Source organism: Scandinavium sp. NPDC088450 (assembly GCF_044900545.1).
GTDB lineage: Bacteria > Pseudomonadota > Gammaproteobacteria > Enterobacterales > Enterobacteriaceae > Scandinavium.
Genome location: NZ_JBJDNI010000033.1, coordinates 22,144 through 48,731 on the forward strand (window position 1 = coordinate 22,144; position 26,588 = coordinate 48,731).

At 53.3% G+C, this 26,588-nt stretch carries 26 protein-coding genes; 9 read left to right on the top strand and 17 right to left on the bottom strand.

Going from position 1 to position 26,588, the window contains the following annotated elements:
• Positions 1–34 precede the first annotated feature (34 nt).
• Complete coding sequence (locus tag ACI2I2_RS21910; RefSeq protein WP_404659881.1) at positions 35–433, top strand: hypothetical protein; 399 nt, start codon at positions 35–37, stop codon at positions 431–433.
• 64 nt (positions 434–497) lie between these two features.
• On the opposite strand, the gene ACI2I2_RS21915 is transcribed toward ACI2I2_RS21910, so the two are convergent.
• The 13 genes from ACI2I2_RS21915 to asnC all read right to left on the bottom strand — a co-directional run bounded on the left by ACI2I2_RS21915 (position 498) and on the right by asnC (position 11,976).
• Entirely contained in the window at positions 498–917 is a 420-nt protein-coding gene (locus tag ACI2I2_RS21915) for a F0F1 ATP synthase subunit epsilon (RefSeq protein ID WP_404659882.1), read from the bottom strand.
• Positions 918–937: 20 nt separating this feature from the next.
• Positions 938–2,320, bottom strand: coding sequence for a F0F1 ATP synthase subunit beta (gene atpD, locus ACI2I2_RS21920; protein ID WP_330985552.1), 1,383 nt, complete (start codon positions 2,318–2,320; stop codon positions 938–940).
• Positions 2,321–2,351: 31 nt separating this feature from the next.
• Complete coding sequence (atpG, locus tag ACI2I2_RS21925; protein WP_404659883.1) at positions 2,352–3,215, bottom strand: F0F1 ATP synthase subunit gamma; 864 nt, start codon at positions 3,213–3,215, stop codon at positions 2,352–2,354.
• A 50-nt stretch (positions 3,216–3,265) separates the two neighbouring features.
• Positions 3,266–4,807, bottom strand: coding sequence for a F0F1 ATP synthase subunit alpha (atpA, locus tag ACI2I2_RS21930; RefSeq protein ID WP_404659884.1), 1,542 nt, complete (start codon positions 4,805–4,807; stop codon positions 3,266–3,268).
• Positions 4,808–4,819: 12 nt separating this feature from the next.
• Positions 4,820–5,353: a F0F1 ATP synthase subunit delta gene (gene atpH / locus ACI2I2_RS21935; RefSeq protein ID WP_330985555.1), complete on the bottom strand. Its 534-nt coding sequence runs from the start codon at positions 5,351–5,353 to the stop codon at positions 4,820–4,822.
• A gap of 14 nt (positions 5,354–5,367) precedes the next feature.
• Positions 5,368–5,838, bottom strand: a complete 471-nt coding sequence (atpF, locus tag ACI2I2_RS21940) for a F0F1 ATP synthase subunit B (protein WP_330985556.1) — start codon at positions 5,836–5,838, stop codon at positions 5,368–5,370.
• 35 nt (positions 5,839–5,873) lie between these two features.
• Positions 5,874–6,113 carry a F0F1 ATP synthase subunit C gene (atpE, locus tag ACI2I2_RS21945; protein WP_000429386.1) on the bottom strand — a complete coding sequence of 80 codons (240 nt, stop codon included), beginning with the start codon at positions 6,111–6,113 and terminating at the stop codon, positions 5,874–5,876.
• Between the two features lie 49 nt (positions 6,114–6,162).
• Positions 6,163–6,978 carry a F0F1 ATP synthase subunit A gene (gene atpB / locus ACI2I2_RS21950; RefSeq protein ID WP_404659885.1) on the bottom strand — a complete coding sequence of 272 codons (816 nt, stop codon included), beginning with the start codon at positions 6,976–6,978 and terminating at the stop codon, positions 6,163–6,165.
• Positions 6,979–6,986: 8 nt separating this feature from the next.
• On the bottom strand, positions 6,987–7,367 hold the full coding sequence (gene atpI, locus ACI2I2_RS21955) for a F0F1 ATP synthase subunit I (protein WP_404659886.1): 381 nt from the start codon (positions 7,365–7,367) through the stop codon (positions 6,987–6,989).
• A gap of 616 nt (positions 7,368–7,983) precedes the next feature.
• Entirely contained in the window at positions 7,984–8,607 is a 624-nt protein-coding gene (gene rsmG, locus ACI2I2_RS21960; RefSeq protein WP_404659887.1) for a 16S rRNA (guanine(527)-N(7))-methyltransferase RsmG, read from the bottom strand.
• Between the two features lie 104 nt (positions 8,608–8,711).
• Entirely contained in the window at positions 8,712–10,601 is a 1,890-nt protein-coding gene (mnmG, locus tag ACI2I2_RS21965) for a tRNA uridine-5-carboxymethylaminomethyl(34) synthesis enzyme MnmG (RefSeq protein WP_404659888.1), read from the bottom strand.
• A gap of 375 nt (positions 10,602–10,976) precedes the next feature.
• A complete protein-coding gene (gene mioC, locus ACI2I2_RS21970; RefSeq protein ID WP_404659889.1) occupies positions 10,977–11,426 on the bottom strand; it encodes an FMN-binding protein MioC in 450 nt (149 codons plus the stop codon).
• A gap of 91 nt (positions 11,427–11,517) precedes the next feature.
• Positions 11,518–11,976 (bottom strand): transcriptional regulator AsnC, encoded by a 459-nt coding sequence (gene asnC, locus ACI2I2_RS21975; protein ID WP_045853727.1) that lies wholly within the window; start codon positions 11,974–11,976, stop codon positions 11,518–11,520.
• Between the two features lie 151 nt (positions 11,977–12,127).
• On the opposite strand from asnC, the gene asnA reads away from it, so the two are divergent.
• Positions 12,128–13,120 (top strand): aspartate--ammonia ligase, encoded by a 993-nt coding sequence (asnA, locus tag ACI2I2_RS21980; protein WP_404659890.1) that lies wholly within the window; start codon positions 12,128–12,130, stop codon positions 13,118–13,120.
• Here the strand turns inward: asnA and viaA are convergent, their stop codons facing one another.
• Entirely contained in the window at positions 13,121–14,572 is a 1,452-nt protein-coding gene (gene viaA / locus ACI2I2_RS21985) for an ATPase RavA stimulator ViaA (RefSeq protein WP_404659891.1), read from the bottom strand.
• A complete protein-coding gene (gene ravA, locus ACI2I2_RS21990; RefSeq protein WP_404659892.1) occupies positions 14,572–16,068 on the bottom strand; it encodes an ATPase RavA in 1,497 nt (498 codons plus the stop codon). The genes viaA and ravA overlap by 1 nt, the downstream gene beginning before the upstream one ends.
• A 218-nt stretch (positions 16,069–16,286) precedes the next feature.
• Between ravA and kup the strand changes: the two genes are divergently transcribed.
• From kup to rbsR, 7 genes are all read left to right on the top strand, one after another.
• The gene (gene kup, locus ACI2I2_RS21995) at positions 16,287–18,158 is read left to right on the top strand and encodes a low affinity potassium transporter Kup (RefSeq protein WP_404659893.1); all 1,872 of its coding nucleotides are present in this window, start codon (positions 16,287–16,289) and stop codon (positions 18,156–18,158) included.
• A 226-nt stretch (positions 18,159–18,384) separates the two neighbouring features.
• Entirely contained in the window at positions 18,385–18,804 is a 420-nt protein-coding gene (gene rbsD / locus ACI2I2_RS22000; RefSeq protein ID WP_404659894.1) for a D-ribose pyranase, read from the top strand.
• Positions 18,805–18,811: 7 nt separating this feature from the next.
• Positions 18,812–20,317 carry a ribose ABC transporter ATP-binding protein RbsA gene (rbsA, locus tag ACI2I2_RS22005; RefSeq protein ID WP_404659902.1) on the top strand — a complete coding sequence of 502 codons (1,506 nt, stop codon included), beginning with the start codon at positions 18,812–18,814 and terminating at the stop codon, positions 20,315–20,317.
• A gap of 5 nt (positions 20,318–20,322) precedes the next feature.
• Positions 20,323–21,288 (top strand): ribose ABC transporter permease, encoded by a 966-nt coding sequence (gene rbsC / locus ACI2I2_RS22010; RefSeq protein WP_330985568.1) that lies wholly within the window; start codon positions 20,323–20,325, stop codon positions 21,286–21,288.
• Between the two features lie 27 nt (positions 21,289–21,315).
• Positions 21,316–22,206, top strand: coding sequence for a ribose ABC transporter substrate-binding protein RbsB (rbsB, locus tag ACI2I2_RS22015; protein ID WP_404659895.1), 891 nt, complete (start codon positions 21,316–21,318; stop codon positions 22,204–22,206).
• A gap of 107 nt (positions 22,207–22,313) precedes the next feature.
• Positions 22,314–23,243 carry a ribokinase gene (gene rbsK / locus ACI2I2_RS22020; protein WP_404659903.1) on the top strand — a complete coding sequence of 310 codons (930 nt, stop codon included), beginning with the start codon at positions 22,314–22,316 and terminating at the stop codon, positions 23,241–23,243.
• A 3-nt stretch (positions 23,244–23,246) separates the two neighbouring features.
• Positions 23,247–24,239: a ribose operon transcriptional repressor RbsR gene (gene rbsR / locus ACI2I2_RS22025; RefSeq protein ID WP_404659896.1), complete on the top strand. Its 993-nt coding sequence runs from the start codon at positions 23,247–23,249 to the stop codon at positions 24,237–24,239.
• Here rbsR and mdtD read toward each other — a convergent pair.
• Positions 24,236–25,639 carry a multidrug transporter subunit MdtD gene (mdtD, locus tag ACI2I2_RS22030; protein ID WP_404659897.1) on the bottom strand — a complete coding sequence of 468 codons (1,404 nt, stop codon included), beginning with the start codon at positions 25,637–25,639 and terminating at the stop codon, positions 24,236–24,238. The genes rbsR and mdtD overlap by 4 nt on opposite strands.
• Positions 25,640–26,344 (bottom strand): FadR/GntR family transcriptional regulator, encoded by a 705-nt coding sequence (locus ACI2I2_RS22035; protein ID WP_404659898.1) that lies wholly within the window; start codon positions 26,342–26,344, stop codon positions 25,640–25,642.
• Positions 26,345–26,588: the final 244 nt, after the last annotated feature.

The following is a 26,588-nucleotide window of genomic DNA, read 5'->3' on the forward strand; positions in this document are numbered from 1 at the left end:
CCTTTCGCATTGAAATTTCTACATATTTTTCATCATGAAACGGAATGCAGAGAAAACCGTCAATACGAAAGTGAAACACGGATTTATTGCGCTATTTTCGATGATCGTAGCGCCCTTTGTCTCGAAAAAAAGACCCATAATCCGAAGTTTAGCCGCTATGTCTCTGCTTTCGTTGTTCTTTCGAAGCCTGAATCAAGCTGGCGGATGGGAGCCAAAAAACAAAAAGGCCGCCTTTCGGCGACCTTCTCTTATTCATTTTGTCGAGCAATACAGAGACTTAGAAGCTCAGGTTGCTGAACAGCGCGATGATTTTATGAAAGCGTTTCATTATTATTCCTGCATAGCACAATTGATTTGTGATTTAGCTCACAAAAAAGAGTCTACGCCGGGTTTTCGTACAGATCAACATCTATGTGACATAACTCACACTTAATGGTTACATCCAATAAAAAAGCCAGCCTGGAAACCAGACTGGCCTTTGTGCTTTCAAGCCGGTGTTACATCGCTTTTTTGGTCAACTCGATAACGCGCAGTTTGGCGATCGCTTTGGCCAGTTCCGCGGACGCCTGAGCGTAATCCACGTCGCCGTGTGAGCTCTTGATGTGCTCTTCCGCTTTACGTTTCGCTTCCAGGGCTCGCGCTTCGTCGAGATCCTGACCGCGAATCGCGGTATCAGCCAGTACGGTGACCGTACCTGGCTGCACTTCAAGAACGCCGCCGGACAGGTAGATAAACTCTTCGTGTCCGTGCTGCTTCACGATGCGAATCATACCAGGCTTAATGGCGGTGAGCAGCGGGGCGTGACCCGGGTAAATCCCCAGTTCACCTTCGCTACCCGTTACCTGAATTTTCTCGACCAGACCAGAGAACATTTGTTGCTCTGCGCTGACGACATCCAGGTGGTAAGTCATTGCCATATCACCCTCCGATTAAGGCGTTAAAGTTTTTTGGCTTTCTCAACAGCTTCGTCGATGGTGCCAACCATATAGAACGCCTGCTCCGGCAGGTGGTCGTATTCGCCGTCCATGATGCCTTTAAAGCCACGGATGGTGTCTTTCAGCGAAACGAATTTACCTGGGGAACCGGTAAAGACTTCTGCTACGAAGAATGGCTGGGACAGGAAGCGCTGAATTTTACGCGCACGTGCTACCACCAGTTTGTCTTCTTCGGACAGTTCGTCCATACCCAGGATCGCGATGATGTCTTTTAGTTCCTGGTAACGCTGCAGGATGGACTGAACGCCACGCGCAGTGTCGTAGTGTTCCTGACCAACCACCAGTGGATCCAGCTGACGGCTGGTGGAATCCAGCGGGTCAACGGCCGGGTAGATACCCAGAGACGCGATCTGACGGCTCAGTACCACGGTTGCATCTAAGTGAGCAAAGGTGGTGGCTGGGGATGGGTCAGTCAAGTCATCCGCTGGTACGTATACCGCCTGAACGGAGGTGATAGAACCGGTTTTGGTGGAGGTGATACGTTCCTGCAGAACACCCATCTCTTCCGCCAGGGTCGGCTGATAACCTACCGCTGAAGGCATACGGCCCAGCAGTGCGGAGACTTCAGTACCGGCCAGGGTATAACGGTAGATGTTGTCGACGAACAGCAGTACGTCACGACCTTCATCACGGAATTTCTCAGCCATGGTCAGGCCGGTCAGCGCTACGCGCAGACGGTTTCCTGGTGGCTCGTTCATCTGGCCATAAACCAGGGATACTTTATCCAGAACGTTGGAGTCGGTCATTTCGTGGTAGAAGTCGTTACCCTCACGAGTACGTTCACCCACGCCCGCAAACACAGAGTAACCGGAGTGCTCGATCGCGATGTTACGGATAAGCTCCATCATGTTTACGGTTTTACCTACACCCGCACCACCGAACAGACCGACTTTACCACCCTTAGCGAACGGGCAAATCAGGTCCATTACTTTGATACCGGTTTCCAGCAGTTCCTGAGAGCTTGAAAGCTCTTCGTAGGAAGGTGCCGCGCGGTGGATAGCCCAACGCTCTTCTTCACCGATGTCGCCTTTCATGTCGATAGGCTGGCCCAGGACGTTCATGATACGACCGAGCGTTGCTTTACCTACCGGGACTTCGATCGGGTGAGCGAGGTCTTTCACTTCCAGACCACGACGCAGACCGTCGGAAGAACCCATTGCGATGGTACGAACGATACCACCACCGAGCTGCTGCTGAACTTCCAGCACCAGGCTCTCGTTACCATTTTGTACCTCAAGCGCATCATATACGCGTGGTACAGCGTCCTGAGGGAACTCGACGTCCACCACGGCGCCGATTACCTGGACAATCTTTCCAGTAGCCATCTTGAATCCTCTACGTAATTCGTAAACCTGGTTAAACCGCGGCGGCCCCCGAGACGATCTCGGTGAGTTCCTGAGTAATGCTGGCCTGACGAGCTTTGTTGTATACCAACTGCAGCTCTTTAATCAGGCTGCCGCCATTATCGGTCGCGGCTTTCATCGCCACCATACGTGCGGCCTGCTCGCTGGCCAGGTTTTCTACAACGCCCTGATAAACCTGAGATTCGACATAACGACGCAGCAGGGTGTCGAGCAGCGCCTTCGGATCAGGTTCGTACAGGTAGTCCCAGGATTTACGCTTCAGTTCCTCGTCTTCTGATGCCGGCAGCGGCAGCAGCTGAGTGATGGTCGGAACCTGAGACATGGTGTTAATAAATTTGTTGCTGACAACGTAAAGCTTGTCCAGACGGCCTTCATCATAGGCCTGCAACATCACTTTTACCGGGCCGATCAGTTCGGACAGGGAAGGGTTATCCCCCATGCCTGTGACCTGAGCAACCACGTTACCGCCAACGGAATTAAAGAAAGACACGCCCTTGGAGCCGATCATCGCGAGTTCGCTCTGAACGCCTTTATCGGACCATGCTTTCATATCTGCCAGCACTTTTTTGAACAGGTTAATGTTCAAACCGCCGCACAGACCACGGTCAGTGGACACCACCAGGTAGCCCACGCGCTTAACGTCGCGTTCTTCCAGGTATGGGTGCTTATATTCCAGATTACCGGTGGCAAGGTGACCAATCACTTTGCGCATGGTATCAGCATAAGGACGGCTGGCTGCCATGCGTTCCTGCGATTTACGCATTTTGGACGCGGCGACCATTTCCATCGCTTTAGTGATCTTCTGCGTGTTCTGGACGCTTGCGATCTTACTACGTATCTCTTTTGCGCCGGCCATGAGCTTCTCCTCAATGCCTTGCGGCCTGCCCTAAGACAAGCCGCCAGACGTTACCAGGACTGGGTTGCTTTGAAGGAATCGAGGATGCCTTTCAGCTTGCCTTCGATTTCGTCGTTATAGTTACCAGTCTGGTTGATTTCTTGCATCAGCGGAGCATGGTCACGGTCGACGTAAGCCAGCAGAGCGGCTTCGAAGCTACCGATTTTCGCCAGTTCCACATCTTCGAGGTAACCGCGTTCAGCCGCGAACAGAACCAGACCCTGCTGTGCTACAGACATAGGAGCATACTGTTTCTGCTTCAGAAGCTCGGTCACTTTCTGACCGTGGCTCAGCTGTTTACGGGTTGCTTCGTCCAGATCGGATGCAAACTGAGAGAATGCCGCCAGTTCACGATACTGTGCCAGCGCGGTACGAATACCACCGGACAGTTTCTTGATGATTTTGGTCTGAGCAGCACCACCCACACGGGATACGGAGATACCCGGGTTAACCGCCGGACGAATACCGGAGTTGAACAGGTTGGTTTCCAGGAAGATCTGACCATCGGTAATGGAAATTACGTTGGTCGGAACGAACGCGGAAACGTCGCCTGCCTGCGTTTCGATAATCGGCAGCGCAGTCAGGGAGCCGGTTTTACCTTTCACTTCACCTTTGGTGAAGTTCTCAACGTATTCCGCGTTAACGCGGGATGCGCGCTCCAGCAGACGGGAGTGGAGGTAGAACACGTCGCCCGGGAATGCTTCACGTCCTGGTGGACGACGGAGCAGCAGGGAAACCTGACGGTAAGCAACAGCCTGTTTGGACAGGTCATCGTAAACGATCAGCGCATCTTCACCGCGGTCACGGAAGTATTCACCCATTGCACAACCGGCATATGGCGCCAGGTATTGCAGTGCAGCAGATTCAGAAGCGGTTGCCACAACAACGATGGTGTTAGCCAGGGCGTTGTGCTCTTCCAGTTTACGAACCACGTTGGAAATGGTGGACGCTTTCTGGCCGATAGCCACGTACACACATTTGATGCCGGAGTCGCGCTGGTTGATGATCGCATCGATTGCCATCGCGGTTTTACCGGTCTGACGGTCACCGATGATCAGCTCACGCTGGCCACGGCCAATTGGGATCATGGCATCAACAGACTTATAACCGGTCTGAACAGGCTGGTCTACGGACTGACGATCGATTACGCCCGGTGCAATCACTTCGATTGGCGAGAAGCCATCGTGTTCAACCGGACCTTTACCGTCGATTGGCGCACCCAGGGTGTTCACCACGCGGCCCAGCAGGCCACGGCCAACTGGCACTTCAAGAATACGACCAGTACACTTAACTTTCATGCCTTCGGCAAGGTCAGCGTACGGGCCCATCACAACAGCACCTACGGAGTCGCGCTCCAGGTTCAGTGCGATAGCGTAACGGTTACCCGGAAGGGAAATCATTTCACCCTGCATACAGTCGGCCAGGCCGTGGATGCGGATAACACCGTCACTTACAGAAACAATAGTACCTTCGTTGTGAGCTTCACTCACAACATTGAACTGAGCAATGCGCTGCTTGATCAGTTCGCTGATTTCGGTGGAATTCAGTTGCATGCTCCAGTCCCCTTAAGACTGCAAGACGTCTGCAAGGCGATCAAGACGGCCGCGTACGCTACCATCAATCACTGTATCACCCGAACGGATGATGACACCTGCCATTACAGACTTATCGATTTTGCAATTCAGCTTAACTTTGCGTGACAGACGTTTTTCCATCGCGGCAGTGATTTTCGCAAGCTGTTCGTCACTGAGGGCGGAGGCAGAAGTCACTTCGACTTCCGCGGTAGCTTCACTCAGCGCGCGTAAATGCGCGAACTGCTCAAGAACATCAGGGAGCGCTTTCAGACGACCGTTTTCCGCCATCACCCGAATCAGGTTCTGGCCGTTAGCGTCGAGCTGCTCACCGCAAATTGCGATAAACGCATCTGCGAGCGTTTCCGGCGCCAGAGCGCCAGAAAGTAACTCCGCGATTTGGTCGTTTTTCGTGACCTCGGCGGCAAACCCCAGCATATTCTGCCAGCTGTCTACGCTTTGGTTTTCGACCGCAAAGTCAAAAGCTGCTTTGGCGTAGGGGCGAGCTACCGTTACAAATTCAGACATCAGCCCCTCCCTCCTTACAGTTCAGCGACAAGTTTATCCACGATGTCGCTGTTAGCAGCTTCATCCACGGAACGTTCGATGATCTTCTCGGCACCAGCAACAGCCAGAATCGCGACCTGCTTGCGAAGTTCTTCGCGAGCACGTTTGCGCTCGGCGTCGATCTCAGCCTGCGCCTGGGCAACGATTTTGCTACGTTCCTGTTCTGCTTCAGCTTTCGCTTCGTCCATGATCTGAGAACGGCGTTTGTTAGCCTGTTCAATAATCACCTGGGCTTCTGCTTTCGCTTTTTTCAGCTGGTCGGTCGCGTTGGCCTGTGCAAGGTCCAAATCTTTCTTAGCGCGTTCTGCGGAAGCCAGACCGTCGGAAATTTCTTTCTGACGTTTTTCGATGGCTGCCATTAATGGCGGCCATACGTACTTCATGCAGAACCAGACAAAGAGAATAAACGCGATGGCCTGGCCGAGGATTGTTGCGTTCATGTTCACAGCACAATACCTCTTAAAAAATTAACGGCGACTTACTACGCGACAGCAAACATCACGTACAGACCCAGACCTACCGCGATCATTGGGATAGCATCCACCAGACCCATAACGATAAAGAACTGAGTACGCAGCAGAGGAATCAGATCCGGCTGACGCGCTGCGCCTTCCAGGAATTTACCCCCGAGGATGCCGATACCGATCGCAGCACCGATTGCCGCCAGACCCATCATCACAGCGGCAGCCATGTACAGCAGATCCATATTCAGGTTTTCCATGACAGTCTCCAGTTTGTTTCAGTTAAAACGTAGTAGTGTTGGTAAAAAATCAGTGCTCTTCAGATGCCATCGACAGATAGACGATCGTCAGAACCATGAAGATAAAGGCTTGCAGCGTGATAATCAGGATGTGGAAAATGGCCCAAGGCACATTAAGAAGCCACTGTGACCACCACGGCAGAAGGCCCGCGATCAGAATGAAAATCAGCTCACCTGCGTACATGTTGCCGAACAGTCGCAGACCAAGAGAAACCGGTTTGGACAGCAGGCTGACGCCTTCCAGGATCAGGTTGACCGGAATGAACGCCCAGTGATTGAACGGCTGCAGGGTAAGCTCTTTAACAAAGCCGCCAACGCCTTTCATTTTGATGCTGTAGAAAATAATCAGGATAAATACGCCCAGCGCCATAGAGAGGGTGATGTTCACGTCCGCAGACGGCACCACGCGCAGAGCAGGCAAGCCAAAGATATGTTCGCCGATGTACGGAATCAGGTCGATTGGCAGCAAGTCCATCAGGTTCATCAGGAAGACCCAGACGAAGACGGTCAGTGCCAGTGGTGCAATCAGCTTGCTCTTGCCATGGTACATGTCCTTGACACTGCCATGGACGAATCCGATGACCATTTCGATAGCCGTCTGGAATTTCCCTGGTACGCCGCTGGTCGCTTTTTTCGCAACGCTGCGGAACATGGCAAGGAACAACAGACCCAGCACCACCGAGAAGAACATGGAGTCAATGTTGATCGTCCAGAAGGTGGCCGGGGGGTTATGCGGATCCACCAGCGAGAAAGTACGCAGGTCCAGCTGAAGGTTATTCAGATGGTGACCTATGTATTCCTGCGGCGTCATATTTTCTGAAGCCATGATGCCTTTTACCCTTTGTTGTTGATTACAGCTGGAGCCAGAATTTGTACCACCAGCACCAAAACCCACGTCACTATCAGCGGCAAAAATACCACCTTAAAGACCGCCAGCGCCACCACCAGGAGGGCAAAGGTCAGCAACACCTTGAACACTTCGCCGAAGGCGAAAGACCAGGCCACGCGGCCTTTGGCAGGTGTATGCGCCTGATGACGCCAGGCAAAAATCATAAACAATGCGTTTGGCACGACAACCGCCAAACCTCCGCATACGGCGGAGATGCCCCAGAAGGGGTCTTTGAGGCTAAACAGCAATCCACTTGCCATTACTGCCAGAAGCTGAATGAACAGAAGCTTACGAGCAACGTTTCTACTCAAGAGCGACACAGACATCACGTTTTTACTCCTGCTCCCTTCGAGGTATGCCGCGTGTCGTATAAAACGTCCTTTGAGGCTCTGAGTCAAGCTTCAAAAAGCGGACAAATTATACGGTGACGCCCCGTGAATTCAAACAATAAGTAGCGAAAAGGTGAATAAATGTTTAAATTTTTTTCGACGCGGCTATTTTTCAATTTTTCATTAAACGGTGAACAATCGATTAAAACTGCAAATGACGCGAAAAACCTCACATCAAAGCGTGCATTCGATCACAAAAAAAACATTTTCACCGTTATAGAAAATGCGCACAGAAAAAATTCCTGGAAGTCATCTTTCTGAAATACATAACAAATTATTCTGACTCTTTTTAAAACAGCCCTATACAGACCGAAAACCTTTCATTGACATTCATAATAAAAATTTAACATGAGCCAACGATTCAGTTCCCCGACTTTTAGCAGCCTGATATTTTCGGGGTTGACTATTTTTAGGGTTAACCAAACACTCCACGGTTAACAGAAAGCAAAAAAGCAGTGACCGACTCGTTAAATGTAACTGAACGTATCACTGCTTTCCCCGTACAAATTTAACACTTACCTGTACGATTAAAGTTCACATTTTTTGATAAAAATTAAATTTTAGTTGGCTTAATCGTAACCAAATGACGTTCGCCATCAAGCTGTGGAACCTGAAGTTTTACTATATCTTCTACCGTAAAACCTGCCGGCAACTGACCGATTTCGTCATCAGGCACCAACCCTTTCAACGCATAAAAACGACCTTGCTCACCCGGTAAGTGATGACACCAGCTCACCATATCATTCAGCGAAGCAAACGCGCGGCTGATCACCCCGTCAAACGGCGGCTCAGCCGGAAATTCTTCAACGCGACTCTGCACTGGCTCGACGTTATCGAGTTTCAGCTCATGCTGAACCTGACGCAGGAAACGTACGCGCTTACCAAGGCTGTCCAGCAGCGTGAAATGCGCCTCCGGCAGAACGATGGCCAGCGGAATACCTGGCAGGCCTGGGCCTGTGCCCACATCAATAAAGCGACTGCCCTTCAGATGAGGAGCAACGATGATACTGTCGAGAATATGACGCACCAACATCTCGTTCGGATCGCGTACAGAAGTCAGGTTGTACGCTTTGTTCCATTTGTGGAGCAGTTCGACGTAGGCCACCAGCTGTTGCTGCTGGTTTGCGGACAACGAAATGCCTGCTTCAGCGAGCAGACGAGAAAGTTTGTTAAGCACTGAGAGATCCCTGTTGAGCGACTTGTGGCGGGTGGCGCTTCGCTGACCCGCCCTACGGGTATGTAGGCCCGGCAAGCATCGCACCGCCGGGCAGTATTCAAAAATTAAGCGCTGCGACGCAGCATGCCCTGCTTCTTCAGCCAGACCAACAGAATGGAGATGGCAGCAGGCGTGACGCCAGAAATACGTGATGCCTGACCAATGGAAGACGGTTTATGGTCGTTGAGCTTGGCGATCACCTCATTCGACAGGCCAGAAACCTGACGGTAATCCAGCGTGGCCGGCAGAAGTGTATTCTCATTGCGCTGGTGACGATCAATCTCATCCTGCTGACGCGCGATGTAACCTTCGTACTTCACCTGGATCTCCACTTGCTCAGCAGCCTGTGGATCTTCAAGACCCGGGGCAAATGGCGTCAACTGAACCAGTTGCTCGTAGGTTACGCCCGGACGACGCAGTAAATCTTCCCCACTGGCTTCGCGAGAAAGTGGCGCGCTCAATTGGGCGTTCACTTCAGCCGCGGCTTCAGAGGTTGGCGTCACCCAGGTGGATTTCAGGCGCTGACGCTCACGTTCGATGCTTTCCAGTTTCTCGTTGAAACGCGCCCAACGTTCATCATCAACCAGACCCAATTCGCGGCCTTGTTCTGTCAGACGTAAATCGGCGTTGTCTTCACGCAACATCAAGCGATATTCCGCGCGAGAGGTAAACATGCGGTACGGTTCTTTGGTGCCCAGTGTGCACAGGTCGTCGACCAGCACGCCAAGGTAAGCCTGATCGCGGCGTGGCGCCCAGCCTTCTTTGTCAGCAGAGAAACGAGCGGCATTAAGACCCGCCAGCAAGCCTTGTGCAGCGGCTTCTTCATAACCGGTGGTACCGTTAATCTGTCCGGCAAAGAACAGACCCTGGATGAATTTGCTCTCCAGCGTCGGTTTCAGATCGCGTGGATCGAAGAAGTCGTACTCAATAGCGTAGCCTGGACGGACGATCTTCGCGTTTTCCATGCCTTCCATTGAACGAACGATCTGCATCTGCACGTCAAACGGCAGGCTGGTGGAAATCCCGTTCGGGTAGATTTCGTTAGACGTCAGGCCTTCTGGCTCAAGGAAAATCTGGTGCTGGTTACGATCGGCAAAACGCATCACCTTGTCTTCAATCGACGGGCAGTAACGCGGGCCAATCCCTTCAATCACACCAGCATACATCGGGCTGCGATCGAGGTTATTGCGAATAACGTCGTGCGTTTTCTCGTTGGTATGCGTGATATAGCACGGTACCTGGCGAGGATGTTGCGCGACATTGCCCATGAACGAGAACACCGGCATCGGGTTATCGCCATGCTGTTGGGCCAACACACTGAAATCGATAGTGCGCGCATCAATTCGCGGCGGCGTCCCTGTTTTTAAGCGACTGACGCGCAGCGGCAGTTCACGCAAACGGCGAGACAGTGGAATGGAAGGCGGATCGCCAGCACGGCCACCGCTGTAGTTATCCAGTCCAATATGAATTTTTCCGTCAAGGAAAGTGCCGACAGTCAGCACCACGGCTTTCGCACGGAACTTCAGACCCATCTGGGTCACGGCACCAACAACCTGATCGTTTTCCACAATCAGATCTTCGACGGCCTGCTGGAAGATCATCAGGTTAGGCTGGTTTTCCAGCGCAGTGCGTACCGCCTGACGATATAACACGCGATCGGCCTGAGCACGGGTGGCACGAACGGCCGGGCCTTTGCTGGCGTTTAGTATCCTAAACTGGATACCGGCCTGATCGATTGCCGTGGCCATTAAGCCGCCAAGCGCATCCACTTCTTTTACCAGGTGTCCTTTCCCAATGCCGCCAATAGCCGGGTTGCAGCTCATCTGCCCCAGCGTGTCGATATTGTGTGTCAACAGCAGGGTTTGCTGACCCATACGTGCTGCGGCCATCGCGGCCTCAGTACCTGCATGACCCCCGCCAATGATGATGACGTCAAAAGGATCCTGATAAAACATGGTGTTCTGCCTCGCATGAAAGCGGTTTGAAAAGTGATTGAAGCCCGGGCCGTGGATTCTACTCAACTTTGCCTGTTGGAGAAAGCACCCGGGATCCTGGGTAATTAAAAGAAGATCTTTTTATTTAGAGATCTGTTTTACTATGATCTCTTATTAGGATCGCCACCGTCTGTGGATAAGGCGGATCCAGCTTTTTAGATCAAACGCTTAAGAAGGATCTCTGGCTGTGAATGATCGGTGATCCTGGTCCGTATAAGCTGGGATCAAAATGAAGGGTTATGCACAGGGCGAAAACTAGCCAAACCTTATACTTTGGATAACTACCGGTTGATCAGTGCTTTTAACCAGAGTTATCCACACAAAAAAACGCGATCTTTACAATTCTCCGATCACATTCTTCCATTCATCGAGCCAAATCTCGGCCGGATCTTCCGGAATGTCATGATCAAGGATGTTGATCTTCAGTGTTTCACCCTTTTGCTTCGCGCCACAGGCGATCAAAGCGGCATCAATTTTATCGATCGCCCCACAAAAGGTGTCGTACTCACGGCTGCCGATACCGACAGAACCAAAACGTACGGCTGAGAGATCCGGTTTCTGTTCCTGCAATGCTTCATATAAAGGAAGAAGGTTATCGGGAATATCTCCCGCACCGTGCGTGGAGCTCACCACCAGCCAGACACCCTTTGCATTCAGCTCCTCTAGCAGAGGGCCGTGCAGTGTTTCAGTGGAGAAACCGGCGTCTTCCAGCTTTTCAGCCAGATGTTCCGCAACGTATTCGGCACCGCCGAGCGTACTGCCACTGATAAGTGTAATGTCTGCCATGAAAGTCCACCCATTATTCCTGAGTGGCACATTGTACGCTGTGTGTGAGCTGGGATCTACCTGTGGAAAGATGTGGGATTAAAAAGCCCGATCACGGGCGGATGGTACGCATGATCGGGTTCTGCAGGGAGATAAGCGTCTCGGTGGACTGAATTTCATCGATTGTTTGGATCTTGTTGATAAGTACCTGCTGAAGGGCGTCGATCGAGCGACACATCACTTTAATAAAGATGCTGTAGTGACCGGTGGTGTAATACGCCTCCGTGACTTCATCCAGGCTTTCGAGTCGTGCGAGGGCTGATGGGTAGTCCTTGGCGCTTTTGAGGATGATGCCAATAAAGCAGCAAACGTCGTAACCGAGCTGTTTTGGGTTTACGTCAATACGCGCCCCGGTAATGATGCCCGCCTGCTTCATTTTCTCTACCCGAACGTGAATGGTGCCCGGGCTTACGCCAAATTGCTTGGCGAGTTCTGCATAGGCTGTGCGCGCATTGGCCATCAGGGCTTCAAGGATGCCGCGATCCAGATTGTCGATCTGATAATTTTCCATAGGATATTCTTATGATAATTGATGATTCCTTCTATTTTAGCGCCTGATTTTATCGAATCAAAATCGAAGGTGGCTTTTTGATTGATGATTATTGAATTACACCTGCTTTCTGTTGCTTAATCAAAGGCACAGGACGCAGGAGAGTATAAAAATGAAAACCGCTTACATCGCAAAACAACGCCAGATCAGTTTCGTTAAGTCCCATTTTTCACGTGAGCTCGAAGACAGACTTGGACTCATTGAAGTTCAGGCACCGATCTTAAGTCGGGTGGGAGATGGTACCCAGGACAACCTGTCTGGTTGCGAGAAAGCGGTACAGGTAAAAGTGAAAACCTTGCCTGACGCCCAGTTCGAGGTGGTGCATTCCCTCGCGAAATGGAAACGTCAGACGCTCGGCCAACACGACTTCAGCGCGGGCGAAGGGCTCTACACGCACATGAAAGCCCTTCGCCCCGATGAAGACCGTCTTACCCCAATCCATTCAGTCTATGTTGACCAGTGGGACTGGGAACGCGTAATGGGTGACGGTGAACGTCATACCGGCACGCTGAAAGCAACAGTAGAAGCGATTTACGCTGGGATCAAAGCGACGGAAGCCGCGGTGAGTAAAGAGTTTGGTCTGGCACCGTTCCTGCCAGAGCAGATCCACTTTGTGCACAGCCAGGAATTACTGAGCCGTTATCCGGGTCTGGATGCCAAAGGGCGTGAACGCGCCATTGCGAAAGAGCTAGGGGCCGTTTTCCTGATTGGCATCGGCGGCAAACTGTCTGACGGTCAGCGTCACGACGTTCGCGCCCCGGATTATGATGACTGGAGCACCCAAGGTGAAACCGGTTTGGCTGGTCTGAACGGCGACATTCTGGTGTGGAACCCGGTACTGGAAGATGCGTTTGAGCTTTCCTCGATGGGGATTCGTGTGGATGCCGAAGCGCTGAAACGTCAGTTAGCACTTACTGGGGATGACGATCGCTTGCAGTTAGAGTGGCACCAGGCACTGCTTCGCGGCGAGATGCCGCAGACCGTCGGCGGTGGGATTGGACAGTCACGTTTGACCATGCTGTTGTTGCAACTGCCGCACATCGGCCAGGTACAGTGTGGCGTGTGGCCACAGCAGGTTCGTGAAAGCGTGGGTTCTCTTCTTTAATTAGCGTTGCCAGCGCCGCAGCAAGCGGCTCCGTAACCCGGTATCAAAGCGCCAGATGTGATCAAAGATGCGCATGATGCCGGGTTTTCCATGTTGAGACATCGCCACCGCATGAAAGCGATGTTGATGCACACGCTGCAATTCGCTCACCTTATTCACCACGTCGTCCGGTAATCGCTGGGCGATAAAGTCTGAAATCACCACCGCATCGGCATCCGTCCATTCCGGGCCCTGCATCCGTTCGATAATCGCGCGGAAGCAGCTGGCGATATCCGTGCCGCCGCGAAAGCGTTGGCTTAGAAAGCGAATCGCCTGTTCCAGCCCCTGCGGCCCGGTCAGTTCGTAGCGCACCACTTCACTGGAAAACAGCATAATGTAGCAGCGGCGATTGTCCGCCAGCGCCACGCGCATCAAGGCCAGACAGAAGGCTTTTGCACATTGTTCGTTGAAGCCTCCCATTGAACCTGAGGTATCCACGCAGACAATAAACGGCCCGCGCGGCTGCTCATCAAAGTCCTGATGAACAACAGGACGCTCGCTGATTTTCTCCCGCCAGGCGTCACCGTGCAGACGGTAAGTGAGCAGTTGCTTCTCCACCAGCCGCCGGTAAAACTCATATTCCAGTTCAGTTATTCCGAGCGTCGCCAGTTCGGGTGGAAGCAGGCGCAGGATATCGTCGCTCTGCTGCAAGCCATCAACCTGTTCCGGCACCGTGGCTGGTTCACGCACGAGTGTACGGAACGTTTCCATCGGCGCATCTTTGCGTGGCACGGATTTGGCTTCGCGCGAACGGCCCAGTTGTTCGGCCAGGCGCATCAGTTCCGGCTGTTCCGTCAGAAAATCACCGTATCGGACAATCAGCTGCCAGTCGCCGCGCTTCAGTTGCCCTTCGCTCATGTCCCACAGGCGGCCTGCGGCGGCATCATTTTCAACCAGAATCGGCTCAAGCTGCCCGCTGAGGGTCATCTTTTCCTGCACTTCGCTGAGCAGTTGTTCACGCTCATCTTCCAGCAGTTGCTGATTGAGCGTGGTTGCCTGAACGACCAGGCTGAGCCGCCAGCGCTGCAAAAACAGAGTGTGTAGCGCGGGGGTAAATGTGGCGTTGTTATCCACCAGTTGCTGGGCCTGAGCGGCAAACGGCGACTGGAGCTTGTGTAAAAGGGCGAGGATTTGCGGGAGCTGCACAATAAATTGCGCCGTAGAAAGCGTCTGGCTTTGCTGATAGCACATCACCTCGTCACTCAACTCCTGAGGAACGTGTGTTTCCTTTAGTCGGCTTTTGAGTGACTCTCGCCAGCGAGGGATGTCTTCAGTGAGGGCATTTTTCAGCCGAGGAAACTTTTCAAAGAAGATCGCCAACTGAGGAGATGCCAGCAAGGCGATGATCATCTCTTCGATCATGCCTTCTTCGCTGACGGCCAGCATCACGTTCAGTGTGTCGAGGGTGAGCATTACTGGCGAGCCTGTTTGATCTGATCGCCGACATCCTGAAGGCTGGCCTCAATTCTGCCCAGCCAGTCGCCGTGAACGAACAGGCATTTTTGCTGTTCGCTAAAGCGGGTGTGCTGCTGATGCCATTCGTCGTCCAGAGCATCCAGCTGCTGTTTGATTTCACCCGGCATGTTTTCTGGCGTGCTGTTGCCAGGGAGCGCAAGCCGTGAACCTTGCAGACTGACGTCACGCAGCAGCAGATGCAGGCTGGTGTCGACTTCCATATTCAGCACCTGGGCGAAGCCGATGCCGTTGAGTTTGCCGCGGATCTCCCCGCCTTTTTCCAGCCAATGAGCCAGTGCCTGACGCTCGACAGTGATGTGCACCACGTTCATATCGTGCAGTTTCAGCGGCTGCTGAAGTAACAGCGTGAGCGTTACGTCCTGCAAATCCTCTGGCAGTTCGTAGTGCGGTTTGCGGCTGAACATGCCGCCCAGACGAGTGACTTTCAGCGCTGTTTTGTCACTCTGCTGTTGCTGGATTTGCAAACGACGTTGGGTAATTGCCCCGAGTTTGAGCAGCATGGCCTGCTGCTGCCAGGCGTGCCCGGTCATCAAATTATCCAGTTGCTGTTTCATGAGCTGGCGGCTTTCCGCATCGTGCCACAGGCAATCTTTCAGCAGGATCAAATCAATCGGCGCGATCGCTTCGCGACCACTGAAAAAGGCACAGGCTTGCAGCAGGCGGATCGCTTTTTTCCAGCGTCTGTCAGAAACGTAAGGCGCGTTTGGCAGAGTATCCAGTTGCTGGCGCAGGTGATAGACCAGTTCAAAAACGGCATCGGGCAGCTTGACGTTGCCGATGTCTTTTTGCCACTGCATGAACTCCTCGTCTGTGACCTGGAGGCTTTCAGGCACAGGGTTGGTGTTCTCATCCTGCTGGTTTATCAGCAGCGAGCGGAAGTTGCCTTTGTCCTGCACTTTGTCCAGCCACAGGCGAATCAGCATGCGGTCATAAAGCGCTTCCAGGCTGCTGTCTGCTTCGGGCAATTCGTTGGAGGCCGCCACCAACAGACGCATTGGGATTTTTTCTTCGCTGGCGCCGTTTCGGAAATGACGTTCGTTAATGGCAGTGAGCAGGGTGTTCAGGATTGCCGGACCCGCTTTCCAGATCTCATCCAGAAACACGATTTCGGCTTCCGGCAGATAGCCTGTGGTTAAGCGCTCGTAGCGGCCTTCATCCTTCAGCGCCTGAATGGATAAGGGGCCAAACACCTCTTCGGGGGTGGAGAAACGGGTCATCAGGTATTCAAAAGCGCGGGCGTGCTGGAAGGCAAATTTAAGGCGGCGGGCGATCAGGCTTTTGGCTATGCCGGGCGGCCCAAGCAGAAAGACACTTTCGCCGCTCAGTGCAGCTAACAGGCACAACCGGATGGCATGACTGCGCTCAAAAAGCCCTTTTTCGAGGGCTCCACTGAGGCGGGAAATTCTTTCTGCTAATAAGTGTGATTGCGCCATAATAGAGGGGTATCCTTCCGCTAATTATCCAGCTATCAGGCGATTATAGCGGGTTGCGGGCAATGGGTCATCGTGGGAAAAACCGCAGTTTTTTCTTTGAGCAGGGATAACGTGGGGTCAATTTGGAGTACGATTTTGTGATTAATCGTGCATACTGTGCGCCTTTTGTGAGCCAGGGATCAGGGTACACATTTGTCTTATAAACGAAAGACGAGTCTATGAGCACTGATAATAAGCATTCATTGCCGGCCATCACGCTTGCGGCAATCGGCGTGGTCTACGGTGATATCGGTACCAGCCCTCTTTATACACTGAGAGAATGTCTCTCAGGTCAGTTTGGATTTGGTGTAGAACGTGATGCCGTGTTCGGCTTCCTGTCGCTAATTTTCTGGCTGCTGATCTTTACGGTCTCCCTGAAATACATCACCTTCGTGATGCGCGCAGATAACGCCGGCGAAGGCGGTATTTTGACGTTGATGTCATTGGCGGGGCGAAATACCTCGGCAAGAATGACGTCTGTGCTGGTTATCCTCGGCCTGATTGGCGGCAGCTTCTTCTATGGTGAGGTGGTGATAACCCCGGCCATCTCGGTGATGTCGGCTATTGAAGGGCTTGAAATCATCGCCCCTCAGCTTGATAGCTGGATAGTGCCGATTTCAATTGGTGTCCTGACGCTGCTGTTTGCTATTCAGAAGCATGGTACCGCGCTGGTGGGGAAACTGTTCGCGCCGATCATGCTTATCTGGTTCCTGCTGCTGGCTGTGCTGGGTGCACGCAGCATCATTGCGAACCCTGAAGTGTTGCAGGCTCTGAATCCTTACTGGGCCGTCCATTTCTTCCTTGAATACAAAACCGTGTCGTTTGTGGCGCTCGGCGCAGTGGTCCTCTCCATCACTGGCGTGGAAGCGCTGTATGCCGATATGGGTCACTTCGGCAAACTGCCGATTCGTATCGCCTGGTTTAGCGTGGTGCTGCCCTCGCTGGTGCTGAACTATTTCGGCCAGGGCGCACTGCTGCTGAAGCATCCGGAAGCGATTAAAAACCCGTTCTTCCTGTTGGCTCCTGAATGGGCGCTGATCCCGATGCTGATTATCGCCGCTCTGGCGACAGTCATTGCCTCTCAGGCGGTGATTTCCGGCGTGTTCTCACTGACTCGTCAGGCTGTTCGTCTCGGCTATTTGTCACCGATGCGCATCGTTCACACCTCCGAAATGGAGTCCGGGCAGATTTATATTCCGTTCGTCAACTGGCTGCTGTATGTCTCGGTGGTGCTGGTTATCGTGAGCTTCGAGCACTCCAGCAACCTGGCGGCGGCATACGGTATTGCCGTCACCGGTACCATGGTGCTGACATCGATTCTCTCCACGACCGTGGCTTACCGAAACTGGCACTGGAACAAGTACTTCGTTGGCCTGATTCTGATTGCGTTCCTGTGTATTGACGTGCCGCTGTTCTCAGCGAACCTCGACAAACTGATGTCCGGTGGTTGGCTGCCGCTGACCCTCGGCCTGGTGATGTTCATGGTGATGACAACCTGGAAGAGCGAGCGCTTCCGCCTGCTGCGTCGGATGCATGAACATGGCAACTCTCTGGAAGCGATGATTGCTTCCCTTGAGAAATCGCCACCCGTTCGTGTGCCTGGCACTGCGGTGTATATGTCTCGCGCCCTGAACGTTATCCCTTTTGCGATGCTGCATAACCTCAAGCACAACAAAGTGCTGCATGAGCGTGTGATCCTGCTGACGCTGCGAACTGAAGATGCGCCATACGTTCATAACGTTCGCCGTGTACAGATTGAGCAGCTGTCGCCGTCATTCTGGCGAGTGGTCGCAAGCTACGGCTGGCGTGAAACGCCGAACGTGGAGGAAGTGTTCCATCGCTGTGGTCTGGAAGGTCTGAGTTGCCGGATGATGGAAACCTCGTTCTTCATGTCGCATGAGTCGCTGATTATTGGCAACGATCGTCCGTGGTATCTGCGCCTGCGTGGCAAGCTCTACCTGCTGCTGCAACGCAATGCCCTGCGCGCGCCTGATCAGTTTGAGATCCCGCCAAACCGTGTGATTGAGCTTGGGACCCAGGTCGAGATTTAACATCCGCAATACCTTCGCCCGGCGGCGCTGCGCTTGCACGGGCCTACGAAAACTGTAGGCCGGGTAAGCGCAGCGCCACCCGGCAAAATATCTCCTCACATACCCCGCCATTTCACTTAGCGAAACGTTTCGACGTTGATCACAATTTTGTTACGTCATGATAGTTTTCTGAACACCGGTAAGTGTAAACTTACTCCAGCGAAACGTTTCGCTAGTGGAGCAAAACATGAAGAAAGGTACTGTACTCAACGCTGATATCTCCTCGGTCATTTCTCGCCTTGGGCATACTGATACGCTGGTGGTGTGTGATGCGGGTCTGCCGATCCCTCACAGCACGCAGCGCATTGATATGGCTTTAACCCAGGGGGTGCCTGGTTTTATGCAGGTGCTGGAGGTGGTGACATCAGAGATGCAGGTTGAGACGGCAATTCTCGCCGCGGAAATCAAAACCCATAATCCGCAGCTCCACGAAACGTTGCTCCGTCACCTGGAGCAGCTGCAGCAACACCAGGGAAACACCATTGATATTCGTTACACCACACACGAGCAGTTCAAACGACAAACCGCAGAAAGCCAGGCGGTGATTCGCAGCGGGGAGTGTTCCCCGTATGCGAATATCATTCTCTGTGCTGGCGTCACCTTCTGAGGCCATCATGGACGCATTACTGCAACTCAAAGGGATCGACAAATCCTTCCCGGGCGTAAAAGCTCTCTCCGGCGCTTCACTGAATGTGTACGCTGGCCGCGTGATGGCGCTGGTCGGTGAGAACGGCGCTGGCAAATCCACGATGATGAAAGTGTTAACCGGGATCTACAGCAAAGATGCCGGTTCACTGTGGTGGCTGGGAAAGGAAACCACCTTTACCGGGCCGAAGTCATCGCAGGAAGCCGGAATTGGCATCATTCATCAGGAACTGAACCTGATCCCACAGCTTTCCATCGCTGAGAACATTTTCTTAGGCCGTGAGTTCGTTAACCGCTTCGGCAAAATCGACTGGAAAACCATGTACGCCGAAGCCGACAAGCTGCTGGCGAAACTCAACCTGCGCTTTAAGAGCGACAGGCTGGTGGGTGAACTGTCGATTGGCGATCAGCAGATGGTCGAAATCGCCAAAGTCCTGAGCTTCGAGTCGAAGGTCATCATCATGGATGAACCAACGGATGCGCTCACCGACACTGAAACCGAATCCTTATTCCGCGTCATTCGTGAGCTGAAATCGCAAGGGCGCGGCATTGTCTATATTTCCCATCGCATGAAAGAGATCTTCGAAATTTGCGATGACGTGACAGTTTTCCGCGACGGGCAGTTTATCGCCGAGCGTGAAGTGTCCAGTCTCACCGAAGATACGCTGATTGAGATGATGGTCGGGCGCAAGCTTGAAGATCAGTATCCGCGTCTCGATAAAGCGCCGGGCGACGTTCTCCTTAAAGTGGATAACCTTTGCGGGCCGGGTGTAGAAAACGTCAGCTTTACTTTGCGTAAAGGCGAGATCCTCGGCGTGGCCGGGTTGATGGGCGCCGGACGTACCGAGCTGATGAAAGTGCTTTACGGCGCGCTGCCGCGTAGCAGCGGGTATGTCACTCTCGATGGTCATGAAGTGGTGACCAAATCCCCACAGGATGGTCTGGCTAACGGCATCGTTTATATCTCTGAAGACCGTAAACGCGATGGCTTAGTGCTGGGGATGTCAGTTAAAGAGAACATGTCGCTGACCGCGTTGCGCTATTTCAGCCACAGCGGCGGCAGCCTGAAACACAAAGATGAACAGCAGGCGGTGAGCGATTTTATCCGTCTGTTTAACGTCAAAACCCCGTCAATGGAACAGGCTATTGGTCTGCTTTCCGGCGGCAATCAGCAAAAGGTCGCCATTGCCCGTGGGCTGATGACGCGCCCGAAAGTGCTGATCCTCGATGAGCCAACGCGCGGCGTCGATGTTGGGGCGAAAAAAGAGATCTACCAGCTTATCAACCAGTTTAAAGCCGATGGCCTGAGCATCATCCTTGTCTCCTCTGAGATGCCGGAAGTGCTGGGCATGAGCGATCGCATCATGGTGATGCATGAAGGGCATCTCGGCGGTGAATTCACGCGCGAGCAGGCCACTCAGGAAGTATTGATGGCTGCCGCTGTGGGCAAGCTTAATCGTGTGAATCAGGAGTAAAAAAGATGACTACCCAGGCTGTTTCTGGTCGCCGCTATTTCACCAAAGCGTGGCTGCTGGAGCAAAAATCGCTGATCGCGCTGTTGGTGCTGATAGCGATTGTCTCCACCCTGAGCCCGAACTTTTTTACCGTTAATAACCTGTTCAATATCCTGCAACAGACTTCCGTGAACGCCATTATGGCTGTCGGGATGACGCTGGTTATCCTCACCTCCGGTATCGATTTGTCTGTGGGATCGCTGCTGGCGCTGACCGGTGCGGTGGCCGCCTCGATTGTGGGTATCGAAGTGAATGCGCTGGTGGCCGTTGCGGCGGCACTTGCCTTAGGTGCGGCGATTGGCGCGGTGACTGGCGTGATTGTGGCAAAGGGCCGAGTGCAGGCGTTTATCGCCACGCTGGTGATGATGCTTCTGCTTCGCGGTGTGACGATGGTTTACACCAACGGCAGCCCGGTAAATACCGGCTTTACTGACAACGCGGATGTGTTCGGCTGGTTTGGTATTGGCCGCCCGCTGGGTATTCCAACGCCTGTGTGGATCATGGCGATTGTGTTTATCGCGGCCTGGTACATGCTGCATCACACTCGTCTGGGCCGCTATATCTATGCGCTTGGCGGTAACGAAGCTGCGACTCGCCTGTCGGGCATCAGCGTCAACAAAGTCAAAATTATCGTCTATTCACTGTGCGGTCTGCTGGCTTCTCTCGCAGGCATTATCGAAGTGGCGCGCCTCTCTTCTGCGCAGCCTACTGCGGGAACAGGCTACGAGCTGGATGCGATTGCGGCCGTCGTGCTTGGCGGCACCAGTCTTGCGGGCGGCAAAGGTCGCATAGTTGGGACGCTGATCGGCGCATTAATCCTCGGTTTCCTCAATAATGGTTTGAATTTGTTAGGTGTTTCCTCCTATTACCAGATGATCGTCAAAGCGGTGGTGATATTGCTGGCGGTGCTGGTAGACAACAAAAAGCAGTAATAACTGACATAACAGGACCTCTCAGATATGAACATGAAAAAACTGGCTACCCTCGTTTCCGCCGTGGCACTGAGCGCTACCGTCAGTGCTAACGCGATGGCGAAAGACACCATTGCGTTGGTTATCTCTACCCTGAACAACCCGTTCTTCGTTTCCCTGAAAGAAGGTGCGCAGAAAGAAGCGGACAAACTGGGCTACAACCTGGTGGTGCTGGATTCCCAGAACAACCCGGCGAAAGAGCTGGCGAACGTACAGGACCTGACAGTACGCGGCACCAAAATCCTGCTGATCAACCCAACCGACTCTGACGCCGTAGGCAATGCCGTGAAGATGGCAAACCAGGCGAAAATCCCTGTTATCACGCTTGATCGCCAGGCGGCCAAAGGTGAAGTGGTCAGCCATATTGCTTCTGATAACGTGCTTGGCGGCAAAATCGCGGGTGATTACATCGCTAAGAAAGCAGGTGAAGGCGCGAAGGTTATCGAACTGCAAGGTATTGCCGGGACTTCCGCTGCGCGTGAACGTGGTGAAGGCTTCCAGCAGGCTGTTGCTGCTCACAAATTTAACGTGCTGGCGAGCCAGCCGGCAGACTTCGACCGCACCAAAGGTCTGAACGTCATGCAGAACCTGCTGACCGCGCACCCTGACGTGAAAGCAGTCTTCGCTCAGAACGATGAAATGGCACTTGGCGCACTGCGTGCATTGCAGACAGCCGGTAAGTCAGATGTGATGGTCGTCGGTTTTGACGGTACTCCGGATGGCGAAAAGGCAGTAAATGATGGCAAACTGGCAGCGACAATTGCACAGTTGCCGGAGCAAATTGGCGCCCAGGGCGTGGAAGTTGCTGATAAGGTACTGAAAGGTGAGAAGGTTCAGGCCAAGTATCCTGTTGACCTGAAGCTGGTCATCAAGCAATAAGTCATACCGATTCAGGCCACCAAGAGCCTGAGGGGACAACGTAAAAAGAAAAGCGTGGCATGCGCCACCGGGGTCCCGGTGGCGCTCTTTACCGGACACTCATGATTATGAACAACGCAGGAAATCTCGTCGTCCTTGGCAGTATCAATGCCGATCACATTCTTAACCTTGATGCTTTTCCCCGTCCTGGCGAAACCCTCACGGGTACGCACTATCAGGTGGCGTTTGGTGGCAAAGGCGCAAACCAGGCCGTAGCCGCAGGGCGTAGCGGAGCCAATATTTCTTTTATCGCTTGTACGGGCGATGATGATATTGGTGAACGTATTCGCAAGCAGCTCGTCAGCGACAACATTGACGTTGCGCCAGTGAGCGCGATTGCCGGGGAGTCCACCGGCGTAGCGCTGATTTTCGTTAATGGCGAAGGTGAGAATGTCATCGGTATTCATGCGGGCGCGAACGCGGCATTGTCTACAGATTTAGTGGCAGCGCAGGAAAAACGGATTGCCGATGCAGATGCGCTGCTGATGCAGCTGGAATCCCCGCTGGAAAGCGTTTTGGCTGCGGCAAAGATTGCCCGGCAACACGGCACGAAAGTCGTGCTCAATCCTGCCCCTGCACGTGAGCTTTCCGACGAGCTGCTGGCGCTGGTGGATATCATCACTCCGAACGAAACCGAAGCTGAAAAGCTGACCGGGGTGAAAGTGGAAACCGATGAAGACGCAGCGATTGCGGCTCAGGCGCTGCACGATAAAGGTATTGAGACGGTTATCATCACGCTCGGCAGCCGTGGCGTGTGGGCCAGTGAACAAGGTAAAGGCCAGCGCGTGCCGGGATTTAAAGTTCAGGCCATCGACACCATCGCCGCAGGTGACACGTTCAACGGGGCGCTGATGACAGCGTTGTTGGAAGGTGAGGCACTGCCAAAAGCGTTACGTTTCGCGCACGCCGCTGCTGCGATTGCGGTGACTCGCAAAGGCGCGCAACCGTCTGTGCCGTGGCGTAAAGAGATCGACGAATTCCTCAGTCAGCAGGGGTAACGCTTGGCTACCATGAAGGACGTTGCCCGCCTGGCGGGCGTTTCCACCTCAACGGTCTCTCACGTCATTAATAAAGACCGCTTTGTCAGTGAAGCCATCACCGAAAAAGTGCTGGCGGCGATCAAAAGTCTTAACTATGCGCCGTCTGCGCTGGCGCGCAGCCTCAAGCTCAATCAGACCCACACCATTGGCATGTTGATCACCGCCAGTACCAATCCTTTCTATTCTGAGCTGGTCCGCGGCGTGGAACGCAGTTGCTTTGAGCGCGGCTACAGCCTGGTGCTGTGTAACACCGAGGGCGATGAGCAAAGGATGAACAGCAATCTCGAAACGCTAATGCAAAAGCGTGTCGATGGTTTGCTGTTGCTCTGCACCGAAACTCACCAGCCTTCGCAAGAAATCATGCAGCGTTACCCTTCTATCCCGACAGTGATGATGGACTGGGCACCGTTCGACGGTGACAGCGATCTGATTCAGGATAACTCGCTGCTCGGTGGTGACATGGCCACACAGTATCTGATCGACAAAGGCTACACGCGTATTGCCTGCATTGCCGGTCCGCTGGATAAAACGCCGGCTCGCTTGCGTCTGGAAGGGTATCAGGCTGCGATGCAGCGCTGTGGGCTGGTAATAGAAGAAGGTTACATCATTACCAGTGATTTTGAGTTTGGCGGCGGATTGAGTGCGATGCAGTCGCTGCTCGCTTTACCTGTTCCACCGCAGGCTGTCTTTGTGGGTAACGATGCGATGGCGGTGGGCGTGTATCAGGCGTTGTATCAGGCGGGCTTGTCTGTTCCGCAGCAGATGGCGGTCGTGGGATATGATGATATTGAACTGGCTGCCTACATGACGCCACCACTGACGACTATCCATCAGCCGAAAGATGAGTTGGGTGAACTGGCCATTGATGTGCTTATCCATCGTATGGCCCAGCCCGGACAGAAGCAGCAGCGAGTGCAACTCACGCCCGAGCTGGTGGTGCGCGGCTCAGCTTAAGCCTTCTTCTTGTGCCGCTCCTTAATCAGGTTGCGGCCATCTTTCGGTTTCAGCAGCATAAACACCAACGCCGAGACCACGGTTATTGCACCCATAGTAATAAAGGTGTAGTGGAACTGCTCGACGGTATTGGTGCTGTCGAACCCTTCATAAAAGCGCAGAACGGCTGCGCTGACCGCAACCCCCAGACTGATTGAAAGCTGCTGAGTGACGGCCAGTACACTGTTGCCGCCGCTGGCGTTTTCATCGGTTAAGTCAGCGAGTGTAATGGTATTCATCGACGTGAATTGCGTCGACATCGCCATGCCCAGCACGAACAACGGCAGGATCAGCATCCAGACCGGCATCGAAGGAGATTGCAGCGAGAACTGGGCGATCATCAGGCCGATAAAGACGGTTATTCCCACCAGAGTTTTGCGATACCCCAGCCAGCGCAGTACCTGAGTGACCGTGGATTTCGCCAGGATGGAGCCCATTGCTGTGGGGGCCATCATGCAGCCCGCAATCAGCGCCGGGTAACCAAACCCAACCTGCAACATCAGCGGCATCAGGAACGGGACGCAGCCTGTGCCCAAGCGTGTCGCCAGATTTCCGGCAATTCCCACGGAAAAAGTACGCGTCCTGAACATCGGCAAAGTAATAAGGGGCGTAGGATGGCGACGAGCATGCTTTATATAGGCATAGAGCAGTAGCATGCTCACCAGCACGATTGCCAGTGCAATCCAGGTCGCTACAATCTTCTCGCCAAACAGTTCCATCCCGCTGGAAAATAGCACCAGGCTCAGGCCAAACAACAGAAAGCCAGTCATATCAAAGCTGCGGCGCGGGGTAGTAAAGTTCGGCATATACTTGCGGGCATATAGCAGCCCAGCGATACCAATCGGGATATTAATCAGGAAGATCCAGTGCCAGCTCGCCCAGGTCACCAACACCCCGCCCAATACCGGACCAAGGATGGGGCCGACTAAACCTGGCATAGTGACAAAATTAAGCACCGGCAACAGCTCGCTGCGCGGATAGGCGCGTAACAGAGCGAGGCGAGCGACGGGCATCATCATGGCGCCGCCAATCCCCTGAATCACGCGGAAGATAACCAATTGCAGCAACGAGCCTGAGAGCGCACAGGCAAGCGATCCCAGGGTGAAGAGGCTCACTGCGAGCATAAAGACTCGTCGTGTCCCAAAGCGGTCGGCCAGCCAGCCGCTCACCGGGATCAGCATTGCTACCGTCAGGGTGTAGCTGATGATGGCAGACTGCATTGCCAACGGAGAGCGGTTAAGGCTGTGGGCTATGGCAGGAAGTGCCGTGTTAAGGATGGTGGCATCCAGCGCCTGCATAAAGAAGGCCATTGCCGCAATCCACGGCAACCCTGCCATACTGCGTGATTTCTTTTCTGTCATCTATTTATGCGCCTGCGCGGTGGGAGCAATTAACAGAGCCTGACAGGCCTGAAACGCTCGAGGGCCATCGCTCTCCTGGATAGCATCGACAATGGCCTGGTGGAGATCGAGCTTCACCACTTCGTCCTGAGTGATAGCGGCAAAGTAGGTGTGATAAACCGAATGAAATAAAGAAGCGAACGACGTCAGGAAAGGATTCGAACTCATGGCATAGATTTGCTCATGCCAGGCCATGTCCACAGCAATCCAACGCTCGCGGTTAAAATGGCGCTTCAGATGCGTCATCTCTTCCATCAAGGTGTTCAATTGCGCTTTCTGTTCCGCGCTACCCAGCATTGCCGCCAGCATGCAGGCCTGAGGTTCAAGGCTACTGCGCATGACCAGGAAGTGTTCTACCACTTCGGGGAAGTTATTCTCGGTGAGCCACCAGGAGAGCAACTCTTTGTCCAGAAAGTTCCAGTCGCTTCTTGGCATAACCCGGGTACCAATACGGGGACGAGGTAACACCATTCCTTTTGCGGATAACGTCTTCACCGCTTCACGAACGGCTGTCCGGCTAACACCGAATTGTTCACCTAGCTCCATTTCACCTGGGAGGATGCTTTCCGGGGGATACTCACCGGTTAAAATCTTCTGCGCCAATTTCTCGGCAAGAACCCATGATATGTTCTTTTGTGCCGCCAGCTGCTGTGCGCTTAAGGACATAAATGTCATTCCTTCTGTCTAAACTCTTTTTTAGTATGCCACTCAGTGACAAAATTCGGCGGTAAAATCAGCAGATAGCGCAATTAATGGTGCTTTTATGGCTGTTTTGGTGAAAAAAAATGCGAACAGTAAAATAATTCAAATTTCCTCTTGTCACCCCGGAATAACTCCCTATAATGCGCCTCCACTGACACGGAACAACGGCAAGCAAGCCGCCGGGTCAGCAGGGTTTCTCCGGAAATTC

Excerpts from the sequence above, each read along its gene's own strand:
- ACI2I2_RS21910 (WP_404659881.1), top strand. The coding sequence starts at position 35 with ATGAAACGGAATGCAGAGAAAACCGTCAATACGAAAGTGAAACACGGA.
- atpG (WP_404659883.1), bottom strand. The coding sequence starts at position 3,215 with ATGGCCGGCGCAAAAGAGATACGTAGTAAGATCGCAAGCGTCCAGAAC.
- mnmG (WP_404659888.1), bottom strand. The coding sequence starts at position 10,601 with ATGTTTTATCAGGATCCTTTTGACGTCATCATCATTGGCGGGGGTCAT.
- rbsB (WP_404659895.1), top strand. The coding sequence starts at position 21,316 with ATGAACATGAAAAAACTGGCTACCCTCGTTTCCGCCGTGGCACTGAGC.
- ravA (WP_404659892.1), bottom strand. The coding sequence starts at position 16,068 with ATGGCGCAATCACACTTATTAGCAGAAAGAATTTCCCGCCTCAGTGGA.
- ACI2I2_RS22035 (WP_404659898.1), bottom strand. The coding sequence starts at position 26,344 with ATGTCCTTAAGCGCACAGCAGCTGGCGGCACAAAAGAACATATCATGG.
- kup (WP_404659893.1), top strand. The coding sequence starts at position 16,287 with ATGAGCACTGATAATAAGCATTCATTGCCGGCCATCACGCTTGCGGCA.
- ACI2I2_RS21915 (WP_404659882.1), bottom strand. The coding sequence starts at position 917 with ATGGCAATGACTTACCACCTGGATGTCGTCAGCGCAGAGCAACAAATG.
- atpA (WP_404659884.1), bottom strand. The coding sequence starts at position 4,807 with ATGCAACTGAATTCCACCGAAATCAGCGAACTGATCAAGCAGCGCATT.
- mioC (WP_404659889.1), bottom strand. The coding sequence starts at position 11,426 with ATGGCAGACATTACACTTATCAGTGGCAGTACGCTCGGCGGTGCCGAA.
- rbsC (WP_330985568.1), top strand. The coding sequence starts at position 20,323 with ATGACTACCCAGGCTGTTTCTGGTCGCCGCTATTTCACCAAAGCGTGG.
- rbsA (WP_404659902.1), top strand. The coding sequence starts at position 18,812 with ATGGACGCATTACTGCAACTCAAAGGGATCGACAAATCCTTCCCGGGC.
- asnA (WP_404659890.1), top strand. The coding sequence starts at position 12,128 with ATGAAAACCGCTTACATCGCAAAACAACGCCAGATCAGTTTCGTTAAG.
- atpD (WP_330985552.1), bottom strand. The coding sequence starts at position 2,320 with ATGGCTACTGGAAAGATTGTCCAGGTAATCGGCGCCGTGGTGGACGTC.
- atpH (WP_330985555.1), bottom strand. The coding sequence starts at position 5,353 with ATGTCTGAATTTGTAACGGTAGCTCGCCCCTACGCCAAAGCAGCTTTT.
- rbsK (WP_404659903.1), top strand. The coding sequence starts at position 22,314 with ATGAACAACGCAGGAAATCTCGTCGTCCTTGGCAGTATCAATGCCGAT.
- viaA (WP_404659891.1), bottom strand. The coding sequence starts at position 14,572 with ATGCTCACCCTCGACACACTGAACGTGATGCTGGCCGTCAGCGAAGAA.
- asnC (WP_045853727.1), bottom strand. The coding sequence starts at position 11,976 with ATGGAAAATTATCAGATCGACAATCTGGATCGCGGCATCCTTGAAGCC.
- mdtD (WP_404659897.1), bottom strand. The coding sequence starts at position 25,639 with ATGACAGAAAAGAAATCACGCAGTATGGCAGGGTTGCCGTGGATTGCG.
- atpB (WP_404659885.1), bottom strand. The coding sequence starts at position 6,978 with ATGGCTTCAGAAAATATGACGCCGCAGGAATACATAGGTCACCATCTG.
- rbsD (WP_404659894.1), top strand. The coding sequence starts at position 18,385 with ATGAAGAAAGGTACTGTACTCAACGCTGATATCTCCTCGGTCATTTCT.
- atpI (WP_404659886.1), bottom strand. The coding sequence starts at position 7,367 with ATGTCTGTGTCGCTCTTGAGTAGAAACGTTGCTCGTAAGCTTCTGTTC.
- atpE (WP_000429386.1), bottom strand. The coding sequence starts at position 6,113 with ATGGAAAACCTGAATATGGATCTGCTGTACATGGCTGCCGCTGTGATG.